The 12,709-nt window shown below is 71.5% G+C and carries 9 protein-coding genes; 8 read left to right on the forward strand and 1 reads right to left on the reverse strand.

The features are described 5' to 3' along the window. The first annotated feature begins 12 nt into the window (after nt 1-12). From ACQY9S_RS20175 to ACQY9S_RS20210, 8 genes are all read left to right on the forward strand, one after another. Entirely contained in the window at nt 13-855 is an 843-nt protein-coding gene (locus tag ACQY9S_RS20175; RefSeq protein WP_428422231.1) for an SIR2 family NAD-dependent protein deacylase, read from the forward strand. 44 nt (nt 856-899) lie between these two features. Beyond that, nucleotides 900-1,205: a 2Fe-2S iron-sulfur cluster-binding protein gene (locus ACQY9S_RS20180; RefSeq protein ID WP_428422232.1), complete on the forward strand. Its 306-nt coding sequence runs from the start codon at nt 900-902 to the stop codon at nt 1,203-1,205. Nucleotides 1,206-1,285: 80 nt separating this feature from the next. Continuing rightward, the gene (locus tag ACQY9S_RS20185) at nt 1,286-2,983 is read left to right on the forward strand and encodes a flavin monoamine oxidase family protein (RefSeq protein ID WP_428422233.1); all 1,698 of its coding nucleotides are present in this window, start codon (nt 1,286-1,288) and stop codon (nt 2,981-2,983) included. 109 nt (nt 2,984-3,092) lie between these two features. Next, nucleotides 3,093-4,613 carry a (Fe-S)-binding protein gene (locus ACQY9S_RS20190; protein WP_428422235.1) on the forward strand — a complete coding sequence of 507 codons (1,521 nt, stop codon included), beginning with the start codon at nt 3,093-3,095 and terminating at the stop codon, nt 4,611-4,613. Beyond that, nucleotides 4,610-6,064, forward strand: a complete 1,455-nt coding sequence (locus tag ACQY9S_RS20195; RefSeq protein WP_428422237.1) for a protein adenylyltransferase SelO — start codon at nt 4,610-4,612, stop codon at nt 6,062-6,064. Before ACQY9S_RS20190 ends, ACQY9S_RS20195 begins: the two co-directional genes overlap by 4 nt. Before the next feature lie 20 nt (nt 6,065-6,084). After that, entirely contained in the window at nt 6,085-7,794 is a 1,710-nt protein-coding gene (locus ACQY9S_RS20200; protein WP_428422239.1) for an ATP-binding protein, read from the forward strand. A 70-nt stretch (nt 7,795-7,864) separates the two neighbouring features. Then, nucleotides 7,865-8,221, forward strand: a complete 357-nt coding sequence (locus tag ACQY9S_RS20205) for a hypothetical protein (RefSeq protein WP_428422241.1) — start codon at nt 7,865-7,867, stop codon at nt 8,219-8,221. A 24-nt stretch (nt 8,222-8,245) separates the two neighbouring features. Then, nucleotides 8,246-9,223 carry an LLM class flavin-dependent oxidoreductase gene (locus ACQY9S_RS20210; RefSeq protein WP_428422243.1) on the forward strand — a complete coding sequence of 326 codons (978 nt, stop codon included), beginning with the start codon at nt 8,246-8,248 and terminating at the stop codon, nt 9,221-9,223. Between the two features lie 12 nt (nt 9,224-9,235). Here ACQY9S_RS20210 and ACQY9S_RS20215 read toward each other — a convergent pair whose 3' ends face one another. Further along, nucleotides 9,236-12,640, reverse strand: a complete 3,405-nt coding sequence (locus tag ACQY9S_RS20215) for a PAS domain-containing protein (RefSeq protein ID WP_428422244.1) — start codon at nt 12,638-12,640, stop codon at nt 9,236-9,238. Nucleotides 12,641-12,709 lie beyond the last annotated feature (69 nt).

Consider the following 12,709-nt stretch of genomic DNA (forward strand, 5'->3'; position numbering starts at 1 on the left):
GAAGGACAGGCCATGACCTACACCACGCTGCAATCCCTGCCCGACTCGCTCGTCCAGGCCTTGAACGCCGGCACGCTCGCGCCCTACCTGGGCCCGGACATGCTGAGCCTGTGTCCCGCCGTGCCGGTGCCGGCCGCGCCGCTGGAGCTGGCGGGCTTTCTCAACGCCAAGACCTCGGTGCCCGGCAAGATCCGCAACCGGCTCACCGCGGTGGCGCAGTTCATCGAAAACTTCAAGCACCGCCGCACGCTGGTGGCGGCGATGGACGAGGCCTTCGCGGCCACGCCGCCGCCCTCGGCATTGCATGGCTGGTTGGCCACGCTGCCCGCGCCGCTGATCGTCGACACCTGGTACGACAACACGATGCGCGGCGCGCTGGCCGCGCGCAGCGACTGGGCCGAAGTGCAGGGCCTGTCGCAGTCGGAGCACTTCGGCACCTGGACCGGCTGGTACACCGCCGCAGGCACCCTGAGCCCCGACCCGATCGGGGCGACCACGGTGCTCTACAAGCCCTGGGGCGCGCGCGGGCCGGCCAGCAACTACCTCGTCTCCGACACCGACTACGTCGAGGTGCTCACCGAGATCGACATCCAGACACCGATCCCGGCTCTGGTCCAGGAGCGCCGCGCGAGCCTGGGCTTCGTCTTCCTCGGCTGCCGCTTCAACGACCAGCTGCCGCGTGCCTTCGCGCGCCAGATCATGAAGCGCTCCCGAGGCCCGCACTACGCCGTGCTGCCGGACGAGCCCACGCGCATGGAAGCGCGCTTCCTCGACGAGCAGGGCATCACCCGCATCGCGCTGCCGCTGGCCGCGGCCGCCGGGCAGCTCATGGCCAGCGCCGAGCTCGCCGCCTGACGCCCCCTTCGCCTTCTTTACCCCGCAGACCCACGGAGCCTCCCATGACCACGCTCACCATCCTCCCTTCCGGCAAGACCACCGAATTCACGGCAGGCACCAACTTGCTCAAGGCCATCCTCGATGCCGGCGAAAAGCTCGTCAGCAAGTGCGGCGGCGAGGCCAAGTGCGGCGCCTGCCACCTGTTCGTCACCGAAGGCCGCAAGGGCATCTCGAAGATGACGCCGGCCGAGAACGCCAAGCTCGACACCATCGTCGGCATCGGCAGCAAGTCGCGCCTGGCCTGTCAGATCACCTTGCTGGGTACCGAGCCGGTGACGGTCGAGCTGCTGGGTGCGATGTCCGGCTGACACGACGACCCCGTGCCGCGGCGCACCTCCCGAGGCGTGCCGCGCCACTGATCGCTGGGTTCACTCTCGAGGAGCTTCTCATGTTGGACGTGGCCATCATCGGTGGCGGCCTGTGCGGCCTGGCGCTGGCGCACAGCCTGCAGGCGCGCGGGCGCGACTGGCGCCTGTTCGAGGCGCGCGAGCGCCTGGGCGGCCGGGCCCTGACCGTGCGGGCGAGCGACGGCACACCGATCGATCTGGGCGCCACCTGGTTCTGGCCCGGCACCCAGCCGGCGATCACGCGTCTCGTGGCCGACCTCGGCCTGAGCAGCTTCGAGCAGCACGACGATGGCCGCGTGCTGCACCTCTCGGACCCGAACCGGGTGCCGCAGACGGTCGCGCTGACCGAGCAGCTGGTCCCGGCCGACGACCCTTCGGCCCCCGCGTCGGCCGGTGCGGTGCACGGCGGTGCGCGGCGCGTGGCCGGCGGCATCGGTGCGGTGATCGAGGCACTGGCCCGGCCGCTGCCGGCCGCGCGCCTGCGCCTGGGGCATGGCCTCGAGGCCGTGGTCGACCATGGCGACTTCGTCGAGTTGCGCCTGCGCTTCGGCGAGGCGTCGTACTCCGTGAACGCCCGGCGCGTGGTGCTGGCGCTGCCGCCGCGGGTGGCCGCCGCCAGCGTGCGGTTCACGCCCGCGCTGGCGCCCGAGCTGCACGCGGCGCTGCAGGCCACGCCGACCTGGATGGCCACCGCCGCCAAGGCCGGCTTCGCCTACGCCCGCCCGTTCTGGCGCGAAGCCGGCCACACCGGCAATGCCTGGGTCAGCCATGCCCAGGCCATGCTGGCCGAAGTCTTCGACGCCTGCGGGCCGCAAGCGGGCCCCGCGCGCTACCCCGGTGCGGCGCTGGCCGGATTCGCCGCACTCGGCAGCGCGCAGCGCGAGAGCTTCAGCCGCGGCCGCGAGCTGCTGCTCGAGAGCCAGGTGGTGATGCTCTTCGGCCCCGACGCGGCCGACCCGGCCCTGAAGCCTGAGCGCTTCTGGCAGGACTGGGCCACCGAGCCGCACACCTGCAGCCCGGCCGACCTCGCCGAAGAGAGCCTGCAAGCCGGCAGCCACCCGCACTACGGCGAGCCCTTGCTGGCCGAGGCGTATTGGCAGGGGCGCCTGCACTTCGGCGGCTCCGAGACCGCGCGCCAGGGCGGCGGCTACCTCGAGGGCGCGCTGGCCGCCGCGGGCCGTCTGCGGGGCCAGCTGCTGGCGGCCAGCGCGGCGGGCCTGCGGCCTCAGGAGGCAGCCAACGAAGCACCGGACCGCCTCCAGCAGGCGGCGGCCGACAACGAACGGCAGCTCGACCGCTTCGGCGCCTGGGTGCGCGCCGAGCGCGGCCATGCGATGGCACGCTACCGCGAACGGATGCACCAGGCCCTGTCGCGGCAAGACGATGCCCGGCTCACGCAGCGGGCGGTGCTGGGGGCGCTGGAGTCGCTCTACGCGGCGGCCCTGGAGCAGCTCGAACGACTGCCGCTGGCCAGCGCGCACCTGCCCGGCGAACCGGGCCGCGCGGCCTTGACATCGCGCGTGCTCGAACCCCTGACGGACTGCGCCGACGAGCTGCTCGCCGAGGTGGTGATCTTCAACAACACCTCCTGTGCGCTGTCCAACTTCCCGTTCGAGCACCGTCCGAGCGGCGACTACCTGCGCAGCATCCGGCGCGAGCTCGCAGCCGCCTGGCAGGTCTTCGCCGCGGCGGCCAACGAGCGCCTGCTGGCCAAGGCCGGCGCGGTCGCCGCCGCGTGAGGCAGGTCGTGGCCGAGCCCGCCAGGACGACCCGCATCGCGAGGCCCCGCAGGGGCCTCTTCGTGGCCTTCGGGGATCGTCCGCTGCACGCCTCGGGCGAGGGGCGGGCATGACGCGCAAGCTCGAACTCCAGCTCGACTGGAGCGCCTACGACAGCTACGGCCAGGGCGACGCCTATGCCGCGGTGCCGGCGCAGGGCGAGGGCTTCGGCAAGGCCGCCGCGCTGTGCATCGGCAGCCGCCAGTGCCAGAAGGCCGGGGGCCAGGCCGGCGACAAGGGCGTGATGTGCCCGAGCTTTCGCGTCACGCAGCACGAGCTGCACAGCACGCGCGGTCGCGCGGCGGCCTTGCGGGACGCCCTGAACGGCACGCTCGGCGCGCAGCCCTTCGTCGACGGCGCGCTGGCCGCCGCGATGGACCTGTGCGTGGCCTGCAAGGGCTGCAAGCGCGAATGCCCCAACGGGGTCGACATGGCCGCGCTGCGCGCCGAGACCCTGGCTCAGCGCTGGGCGGGCGGCACGCGCCTGCCGCTGCGCACGCGCCTGTTCGCCGCGCTGCCCCACTGGCTGCCGCGACTGCACGCCTGGCGCTGGCTGCTGCTGCCCGCGCTGGCACTGCGCGAGCGAGTGCCCGCGCTGGCGCGTGGAATGGAGCGCGCGCTGGGCATCGCCGCGCGGCGGTCGGTGCCCAGGCCGGCGGCCCGGCCCTTTCTGGCGCAGGCCACGGCCTCGCCCGCGCCGGCGGCCAGCGCGCAGCACGAGGTGGTGCTGCTGGTCGATTGTTTCGCCAACCACCTCGAACCCGACGTGGCCCACGCCGCGCTGGACCTGCTGCAAGCCAGCGGCTACCGCGTGCACCTGCTGCGGCCCGCCGCGGGAAGCGCGCCGCTGTGCTGCGGCCGCAGCGCCTTCTCCGCGGGGCAGATCGCGGCGGCGCGCGGCCATGCGCGGCGCCTGCTGGAGGCGCTCGCGCCGCATGCGGCGGCGGGCCGCAGCATCATCGGCCTGGAGCCCTCGTGCCTGAGCATGCTGCGCGATGAAGCCCACCAGCTCGGGCTCGATGCGATCCCCGTTCAGGCCGTGTCGAAGGCCGCGCTGATGCTGGAGGAGTTCCTCGCGCGCGAACTCGACGCCAGGCGCTGGACGCCACCGCAGGGGGGGCCGGCGGCACGGGCCCTCGTCCACGGCCACTGCCACCAGAAGGCCTTCGGCACCCTCAAGGCCTTGCGCAAGGTGCTGGCGGCGCTGCCGACCCTGCAGGTCGACTGGATCGAGGCCAGCTGCTGCGGCATGGCCGGCAGCTTCGGCTTCGAAGCGGAGCACTACGACCTGTCGATGCGCATGGCCGAGCTGGCCTTGCTGCCTGCGGTGCGCGGCGCGCCGCCCGAGGCCCTGATCGTTGCCAGCGGCACCAGTTGCCGGCAGCAGATCCGCGACGGGGCAGGGCGCCGACCGCTGCATCTGGCGCAGCTGCTGCAACGCCTGCTGGTGCCGGCCGAAGCGGCGGCGCGCGCCGGGCGCCGGGCCGAGCGAGCGGCCGGTCCGCCGGCCAGTGCGCCGAGGGCGACGAGCTGGCCCTTCATGGCCCCTGGCGGCCATTCGGCGTGCCCGTCGGGAGAGGGGCTTCGATGAGCGCCCGCATGACGCTGGCGGCGCTCGGTCCGCCCTACGCCACCGTGGCGTCGGCCACGCTGCTGCCGGGCGCCGAGCGCCTGATCGGCAACGACGCGCTGGCCGCCGAGCTGGGCCTCGCGCCGCAGGCGTGGCACGGGCCCGAGGCCACCCAACTGTTCGCCGGCAACCGGCCCTGGCCGGGCTATGCCCCGCGTGCAACGGTCTATGCCGGTCACCAGTTCGGTCGCTACACGCGCCAGCTCGGTGACGGCCGCGCCCTGCTGATCGCCGAACTCGACACGGGCCAGGGGCGCAGGGAACTGCAGCTCAAGGGCGCCGGGCCCACGCCCTATGCGCGCGGCTCCGACGGCCGTGCCGTGCTGCGTTCGTCCCTGCGCGAATACCTGGCCAGTGAAGCGATGCACGCACTGGGGGTGCCGACCACGCGGGCCCTGTCGCTGGTGACGTCGAAGCTTGCGGTGCAGCGCGAGCGCACCGAGACCGCGGCCGTGGTGTGCCGCGTGGCGCCGAGCTTCCTGCGCTTCGGTCATTTCGAGTACTACGCGCACAGCGCCCAGTTCGAGCGGCTCGCGGTGCTGGCCCACCACGTGGTCGCGCAGCACTTCCCGCACCTGGCCGACGTGGCCGCCCCCGGCGAGCGCCACGCGCAGTGGCTGACCGAAGTGGTCGAGCGCCAGGCGCGTCTGATCGCGATGTGGCAGACGCTGGGTTTTTGCCATGGCGTGATGAACACCGACAACTGCTCCGTGCTCGGCCTGACGCTGGACTACGGGCCGTTCGGCTTCATGGAGCGCTTCCGCGCCCACCATGTGTGCAACCACTCGGACACCGAAGGCCGCTATGCCTACCGGGCCCAGCCCGCCATCGGGCAATGGAACTGCGCGCGCCTGCTCGATGCCTGCGCGAGCCTGCTGCACGACGAACCCGAGGCGGCGGGCGAACGGGCGCGCGCCATCCTGCCGGCCTACGAGCGGGCCTACAACGCCACGGTGATGCAACGCTGGCGCGCCAAGCTGGGCCTGCACGAGGCCCGCGAAGGCGACGCGGCGCTGGTCAACCGCCTGCTGACGCTGATGCAGCAAGGCCGCTGCGATTTCACGCTGAGCTTCCGCGCCCTCGGCGACCAGGACCTCGGCGCCTTGCGCACCCGCTACTCCGAGCCCGCGGCCTTCGACGCCTGGTGGGCCGACTGGCAGCTGCGCGCCGCCAGCGAAGGCGTGGGCGAGGCCGAAAGGCGCGAACGCATGCGCCGCGTCAACCCCCGGTTCGTGCTGCGCAACCACCTGGCCCAGACCGCGACCGAGGCCGCCGAACGGGGCGATGCGAGCGCACTGCAGGACCTGCTGCGCGTGCTGCAGCGGCCGTTCGATGAGCACGCCGCCAGCGCCCGCTTTGCGCAGCCGGCGCCGGCCGGGCAGCCGGCGCTCGAAGTGTCCTGCTCGTCCTGAGCCCGCCACGGGCCACGACCATGAAGCTGCAGCTCGACCGCCCCCACGTGCTGGCGCTGGCCGAGCGGTTTCCCGCGCTCGGCGACGGCCTGCAGGACCAGCTGCGTTTCGGCCACCGCATCGAACTGCGCTCTCACACGCTGCCGATCGAGGCGCTGGAGTTCCTGGCCCGCCTGTACGAAGACGCCGGTGCCGCCCTGGCCGGCCGCGCCGCGCAACTGCGTGGGCTGGTGGCGGCGCTGCGCAGCGACGCCCCGCGCTTCGGCCCCGGCGATGCGCTCGAGGCCGTGTTGCCGGCCGTGGTGCGCTACCTCGCGCAGGACAGCGAGCGCGGCTGGCTGTTCGCGGCCAATGTCGCGGGCAAGCCGCTGGCCTGGGTGCCCACCCGCATCGACTTCGTGATCGGCTCCTCCGAAGAGCTGGGCAAGGTGATGCTGGAGCTCAAGGCCAATGCGCGCGGCGTGCTGGTCTCGCAGTCGCTGCGCTTCACCGAGGCCGATCTGCAGGGCAAATCAGTCGCCGAGCTGCTGGCGTCCAAGGGCTTCCTGAAGGAGACGCCGGCGCTGCTGGCCGCCTACGATGCCTCGGCCGCGCGCTACTTCGACTGGCGCGGCCGCTACGGCAGCCAGTTCTCCGGTCAGGGCGTGGCCTTCCTCGCCGAAGACCCCAGCGCCACCCACCGCGACACCGACTGGACCCGCAAGGACCAGGTGATCCTCAGCGCCGGCGGCGGCGCGGCGCGGCTGGTGAACGACGAAGGCATCCTGCCGCCGCGCAGCACCGGGCTCGAATCGCCCGGCGACATCCTCGCGCCCTACCTGCGCCGCGCCGCCAAGAGCAGCGACTACGACTGCGAAGAGGAGGTCAAGGCGCTGGCCGCCAGCCTGCCCGCGAAGCTGTTCACGCAGCTGCCGGTGCAGGCCTACCTGTTCCTGTTCCACCTCGAGCTGCACCAGCACCTGTGGGTGCACGTGGACGACATCGCGCCCTACGTCTACCAGCCCGAGCTCAAGCACAAGCTGGTGCTGCCGCCCGACCAGACCGAGCTGATCGACATCCTCACCGCCGAGATGGACGTGCTGCAGGACGACGTGGTCGCGGGCAAGGGCGGCGGCACCACCGTGCTGTGCGCCGGCCCGCCGGGCGTGGGCAAGACGCTCACCGCCGAGGTCTATGCCGAGGTCACCGGCCGGCCGCTGTACCGCGTGCACTCGGGCCAGCTGGGCCTGAGCGTGGGCGCGATGGAGGCCGCGCTGAAAGAAGCGCTGACCCGCGCGCAGCGCTGGGGCGCGGTGATGCTGATCGACGAGGCCGATGTCTACATCAGGAAGCGCAGCGACGACATCGCCGCCAACGCCGTGGTCGGCGTGTTCCTGCGCGTGCTCGAGTACTTCGACGGGCTGCTGTTCCTCACCACCAACCGCATCGACGACATCGACGAAGCGATCGTCTCGCGCTGCATCGCGCTGATCCGCTACCACGCCCCCGACCAGGCGGCGCGCGAGCGCATCTGGCGCGTGATGGCCGAGCAGTTCGGCCTGGCGCTCGACGCTGCGCTGATCACGACGCTGGCCGCCAGCTACCCGCGGGCCAGCGGGCGCGACATCAAGGGCCTGGCCAAGCTGGTCGCCAAGTTCTGCGGCCACAAGGCGGCGCTGCCGACGCTCGACGTGTTCGCGCGCTGCGCGATGTTCCGTGCGCTCGACGCGACGTCGGTCGAGGTGCGCTGATGCATCGCCGGGCCGCGCCACGATGCCCGCGCCCCCTCGGGGGGCCGGCGCGCAGCGCCTAGGGGGCCGCATGTACCACCGCTCGCTCTACGACATCGTGATGGAGACCGGCCGCTCCATCGGCCTGCTGACGAAGGAGATGCAGGGCGAGGACGAGCTGTTCGCCAGCACGCTCACGCTGCGTGCCGTGGAGGCGCAGCTGCTCATCATGGCCCACACGCTGGGCAACGTCACGCCGGCCCTGCACCAGCGCCTGATGCAGGTGGACTGGCCCGGCTGGGCCGTGCTGCACGACAAGCTGCGCAACGGCGTCCAGCCGCGCCGCGAAGAGATCTGGTATGCCGTCAACGGCCTGGTGCCGCAGACCATGAGCCTGCTCCAAGAGCTGCGCCGCAGGCAACCGGTGTGGTTCGAAGTCGGCTATTGATCGCGGATTGGGAAGGACAGTGCGATGGCGTTACCGAAGCTCGGTTACCTGTGCCTGAGCGAGAACCCGAGCGGCGAGGAAGGCCGTGCGCTGGTCCGCCAGTTCGTGCTGGTGCGCGAGGCCGACCGCATGGGCTACGACGACATCTGGCTCGGCGAGCATCACTTCGACCGCGCCTGGCCGACCGGCGCCATCACGGCCCTGCTCGGCCACCTGGCGGCCGTCACCTCCAAGGCGCGCATCGGCGCGATGGTGCTGACGCCGGCACTGCGCGACGCCGTGCAGCTGGCCGAGGACGTGGCCACGATCGACCTGCTCTCCAAGGGCCGCTTCGAGTTCGGCGCGGCCAGCGGCGTGGCCTTTGCGAACACGCTGAGCGCCTGCGGCCTCGGCCCCGCCGAGGCGCGCCAGCGGCTGCGCAGCTCGCTGGCGCTCGTGCAAGACCTGCTCAGCGGCCAGCCCTTGCCGGGGGGCGATGCGGCCCGGCCCGTGACCCTGGTGCCGATGCCGGCGCAAAGACCGTTGCGGGTGTGGATCGCCAGCGACGACGAAGCCAGCCTGCGCCACGCTGCCAGCCAGGGCTGGGGTTTGATGGCCGCCGCCACCCACAGCCGGGCGCGCGTGCGGCGCGCGGTGCAGCTCTACACCGAGGCCAGCGGCGGCCGCGCACCGGCCCTGGTGCTGGCGCGCTTTGCCTGCACCGCGGCCACGCGCGACGAAGCGCTGACCATTGCCCGACCATACTTCGAAACCTTTGCCGCGAAGGCCCGGGCGGCCGGCTGGGGAACGAGCCGCGAACGCTCGATCGCCGGCGACGTGCAGGCCCTCGTCGAAGAGTCGCTGGTGGGCAGCCATGCCGAGGTGGCGGCGCAGTTCCACGCCCTGGGCACCGCCTACGGCGCGAGCCGCGTGGCCATCGTGCCCACCAGCGCGCAGTTCGACACCCACAAGCACATCCTGGCCGACTTCGTCGACGAGGTGCGGCCGCTGTTCGACGAATGAGTGCGACGGGCCTCACCGATGACGGTCAGGCGCGCGCGCGGCCAGCGCTGAATGCACCAGGCTGCCGAGTTCTTCGAGCGTGTGTTCCTTCTGCATCACGCCGAGCACGCCGAGCTCCGATGCGCTGGCGCGCAGTTCGTCGGAGACGTAGCCGGAACTGATCGCCACCGGCAAACCGGGCCGAATGCGGGCCAGTGCGCGCGCGACATCCAGCCCGGAGCAGTTGGGCATGTTGTAGTCGGTCACGACCAGGTCGACCCCCTGGGGGTCGCGTTCCACCAGCGCGATCGCTTCGCGCGCGTCCAGCGTGCAGGTGGCGCGGTAGCCCAGGCGCTCCAGCAGACCGTGCACCATCAGGCCCATCACCTCGTCGTCGTCGACATAGAGCACATGCTCGCCGTGGCCGCGCAGGGGCTTGGCTTCGATCGTCTCCAGCGGCATCGGCCGGCTCTCGTAGTCGATCAGCGGGAGGTACAGGCTGAACGTGCTTCCCCGCCCGACCGCGGTCGTCACCGTGATGGCGCCGCCATGCGCCTCCACGATGCCGTGCACGACGGCCAGGCCCAGGCCGGTGCCCTGTCCGACCGGCTTGGTGGTGAAGAAGGGCTCGAAGATGTGTTGCCGTGTGTGCTCGTCCATGCCGCAACCATCGTCGCGCACCCACAGATGGGCATACGGTCCCGGCGCCAGACCCGCCGGCCGCGGCGACCCATCGTCGACGAACACGGTCTCGCCCAGGCCGATTTCGATGTGACCGGCGCCGCCCGGCAGCGCCTGCCAGGCGTTGGTGCCGAGGTTCATCAGCACCTGCTGCATCTGCGTCAGGTTGGCCATCACGGCAAATTTGCGCTCGGGCAGCACCGCGCTCAGCTGCACCGATGCACCCACCACCGAGCGCAACATCATCACGGTCTCCTCCACCATCGGCCGCGGCGACTGACCCACGAACTCGTTGGCCTGTTTGCGGCTGAAGGCGAGAATCTGCTGCACCAGGCTTCTTGCGCGCAGACCGGCCTTGTTGATCTGTTCCAGGTAGCCCTGCGCCGGATGGTTCTTGCCGACGTCCTGCCGGGCGAACGCCACGTTGCCCAGGATCGCCGCCATGATGTTGTTGAAGTCGTGCGCGATGCCGCTGGCCAATGTGCCGATGGCTTCGAGTTTCTGTGCTTCGCGCAGCTGCGACTCGAGCAGGCGCTGAGTCGTCTCGGCGCGCTTGCGTTCGGTGATGTCGCGGTTGGTTCCCACGGCGCGCACCGCGCGCCCATCGCCGGTGCGTTCGACGACACGCCCCTGGCTGAGGACCCAGATCACCTGGCCGTCCGGCCTGCGCACGCGATGTTCGACCGAGTAGTCCGGGGTGAGGCCGCGCAGGGCATCGCTCATGGCCGCCGCAATCCTGGGCTGGTCTTCGTCGGGGACCATGACGGTCAGCGCGTCGAACGTGGTGCTGACGGCGGTGCCCGGGCCGCCGAGCATCTCCGACCAGGCGTTGGACAGGTAGACACTTCCCGTCGTCAGATCCAGGTCCCACAAGGCCAGCTGCGAGGCATTCAGTGCACGCTGCAGACGTTCTTCGCTGCTGCGCAGCGCCTGTTCGCCGCGCTTGCGCTCGATGGCGACCGACGCGATCTGCGCCGTCTCGGCGATGTGGTCCATGTCCGCCCGCGACGGCACACGGGGCCGGCGATGGTAGGTGGCAAAGCTGCCGAGGACGATGCCGCCTTCACCCAGGATCGGCTCCGACCAGCAGGCACGGAGTCCGGCTTTCTCGGCAAGCTCGCGGAATCCGGCCCACCGCGGATCGGTGCGAACATCCTCGCTGACCACACGGGTCCCGGTGTAGGCCGCCGTACCGCAGGAGCCCACGTCGGCGCCAATGCGAAGGCCATCGATGGCGTGGTTGTAGAAGTCGGGCAGGCTGGGCGCGGCAGCCGTCAGCAGCCGCTCGCCGGTCGCATCGAGCAGCAGGATGCTGCACTGCCAGTCGCGCAGGGACTCGACACCGCGCACGATGGACTCCAGGATCACCGGCAGCGACGCGCCCGTGGCGATGAGGGCCATGACGCCGGCGTGAGCCGCTTCGCGCGCCTGGGCCTCCTTGCGCTCGCTGATGTCGGCGTGCGTACCGATCATGCGCAGCGCCTTGCCGTCGGCCGATCTGCGCACGACCTTGCCGCGGTCGAGGATCCACACCCAGCCGCCGTCCTTGGCCCGCATCCGGAATTCGCTGAAGAAGCCGTCGGTCTGGCCGGCCAGGCAGGCCTGGTTCTCGTCCAGCACGCGGCGCAAGTCATCGGGATGGATGCGCTTGGACCATTCATCGGCGCCGGTCCCGATTTCGCCGTCCGCGTACCCGAGGATCTCCTTCCAGCGCCGCGAGTACAGGGTCGTGCCGGTGCTCAGATCCGCGTCCCAAACGCCGTCGCCGGCGCCCTCGAGCGCGAACTTCCAGCGTTCCTCGCTTTCGCGCAGGCTGTCTGCCGCGCGCCGGTCGCGCCGGCGTCGGTTGCGAAACGTGATCGCCCATGACGCCGCAACGATCAGGCCGGCCGCGGCCAGCCACGGCCAGACGTCGCGCAAGCCGCGCTGCCGGACCTCGTACACGCCAAACCACTTCTCGTACAAGCGATCGTAGTCACCATCGGTCTTTGCAAGCGCCAGACCCTCGTTGACGCGGGCCAGGAGTTCGGCGTCGCCCTTGCGGACCGCAAAGGCGAAACGTTGCGAGAAGCCGACCCCGACGTCGAGCGCCTCCAGCCCTGGAATGCCCTGGCTTCGGATCGTCTGCAGCCCCGCCAGCTTGCTGATCAGCATCGCGTCATGCCGGCCGGAGGCCAGCAGACGCAACCCTTGCTCGGCGGTATCGGCCAGCACCAACTGCGCCTGCCAGCCTTTGCCGATGGCGTAGTCGTGCGCCAGATCGGCCTTCAGCACGATGACGGACTTGCCGGCCAGATCGGCCTCGGACCGCACACGCCGGTCGCCGTGGCGCACGAAGATGGCGCCGCCGACCGCCACGTGCGTGACCGAGAAATCAGCAAAACGACGCCGCTCGTCGGACTGCGCGAGGTTGATCAGGACATCGATGGAGCCGGACTTGAAGCCCTGCAGGAGTTCGTCGAAAGGGCGGACACGGATCGTGTAGTCCAGCCGCTGCTCCCGGGCGACCGCCTTCCAGAGCGCGACGGTGAAACCGTCGGCGGTGTCGTCGGTCATCCCGATCGCGAACGGCGGGTAGTTCTGCTCGCTGCCCACCACCAGCGTGCGGCCCTGCAGGGGGGCCGCCGCGGCGACGAGCGCCACCAGCGCCAGGGCCGCGCCCAGCAGGCAAGCGGTGAGCCGCCCCGTCCGCCCGCGCTCGGCGAGACCCTTCGAGTCGGCCGGACGCAACGCGGATGCACGGGGAGGCGGACGCATGTCTTCCTGAACTGTTGCAGAGGTCCGCGCAGCAACCGCGCAGGGCCTCGGCGGCGACGCAGCGATCCG

This window comes from Methylibium sp., assembly GCF_965279545.1.
Classification (GTDB): Bacteria; Pseudomonadota; Gammaproteobacteria; order Burkholderiales; family Burkholderiaceae_C; genus Methylibium.

Excerpts from the sequence above, each read along its gene's own strand:
- ACQY9S_RS20175 (WP_428422231.1), top strand. The coding sequence starts at position 13 with ATGACCTACACCACGCTGCAATCCCTGCCCGACTCGCTCGTCCAGGCC.
- ACQY9S_RS20180 (WP_428422232.1), top strand. The coding sequence starts at position 900 with ATGACCACGCTCACCATCCTCCCTTCCGGCAAGACCACCGAATTCACG.
- ACQY9S_RS20185 (WP_428422233.1), top strand. The coding sequence starts at position 1,286 with ATGTTGGACGTGGCCATCATCGGTGGCGGCCTGTGCGGCCTGGCGCTG.
- ACQY9S_RS20190 (WP_428422235.1), top strand. The coding sequence starts at position 3,093 with ATGACGCGCAAGCTCGAACTCCAGCTCGACTGGAGCGCCTACGACAGC.
- ACQY9S_RS20195 (WP_428422237.1), top strand. The coding sequence starts at position 4,610 with ATGAGCGCCCGCATGACGCTGGCGGCGCTCGGTCCGCCCTACGCCACC.
- ACQY9S_RS20200 (WP_428422239.1), top strand. The coding sequence starts at position 6,085 with ATGAAGCTGCAGCTCGACCGCCCCCACGTGCTGGCGCTGGCCGAGCGG.
- ACQY9S_RS20205 (WP_428422241.1), top strand. The coding sequence starts at position 7,865 with ATGTACCACCGCTCGCTCTACGACATCGTGATGGAGACCGGCCGCTCC.
- ACQY9S_RS20210 (WP_428422243.1), top strand. The coding sequence starts at position 8,246 with ATGGCGTTACCGAAGCTCGGTTACCTGTGCCTGAGCGAGAACCCGAGC.
- ACQY9S_RS20215 (WP_428422244.1), bottom strand. The coding sequence starts at position 12,640 with ATGCGTCCGCCTCCCCGTGCATCCGCGTTGCGTCCGGCCGACTCGAAG.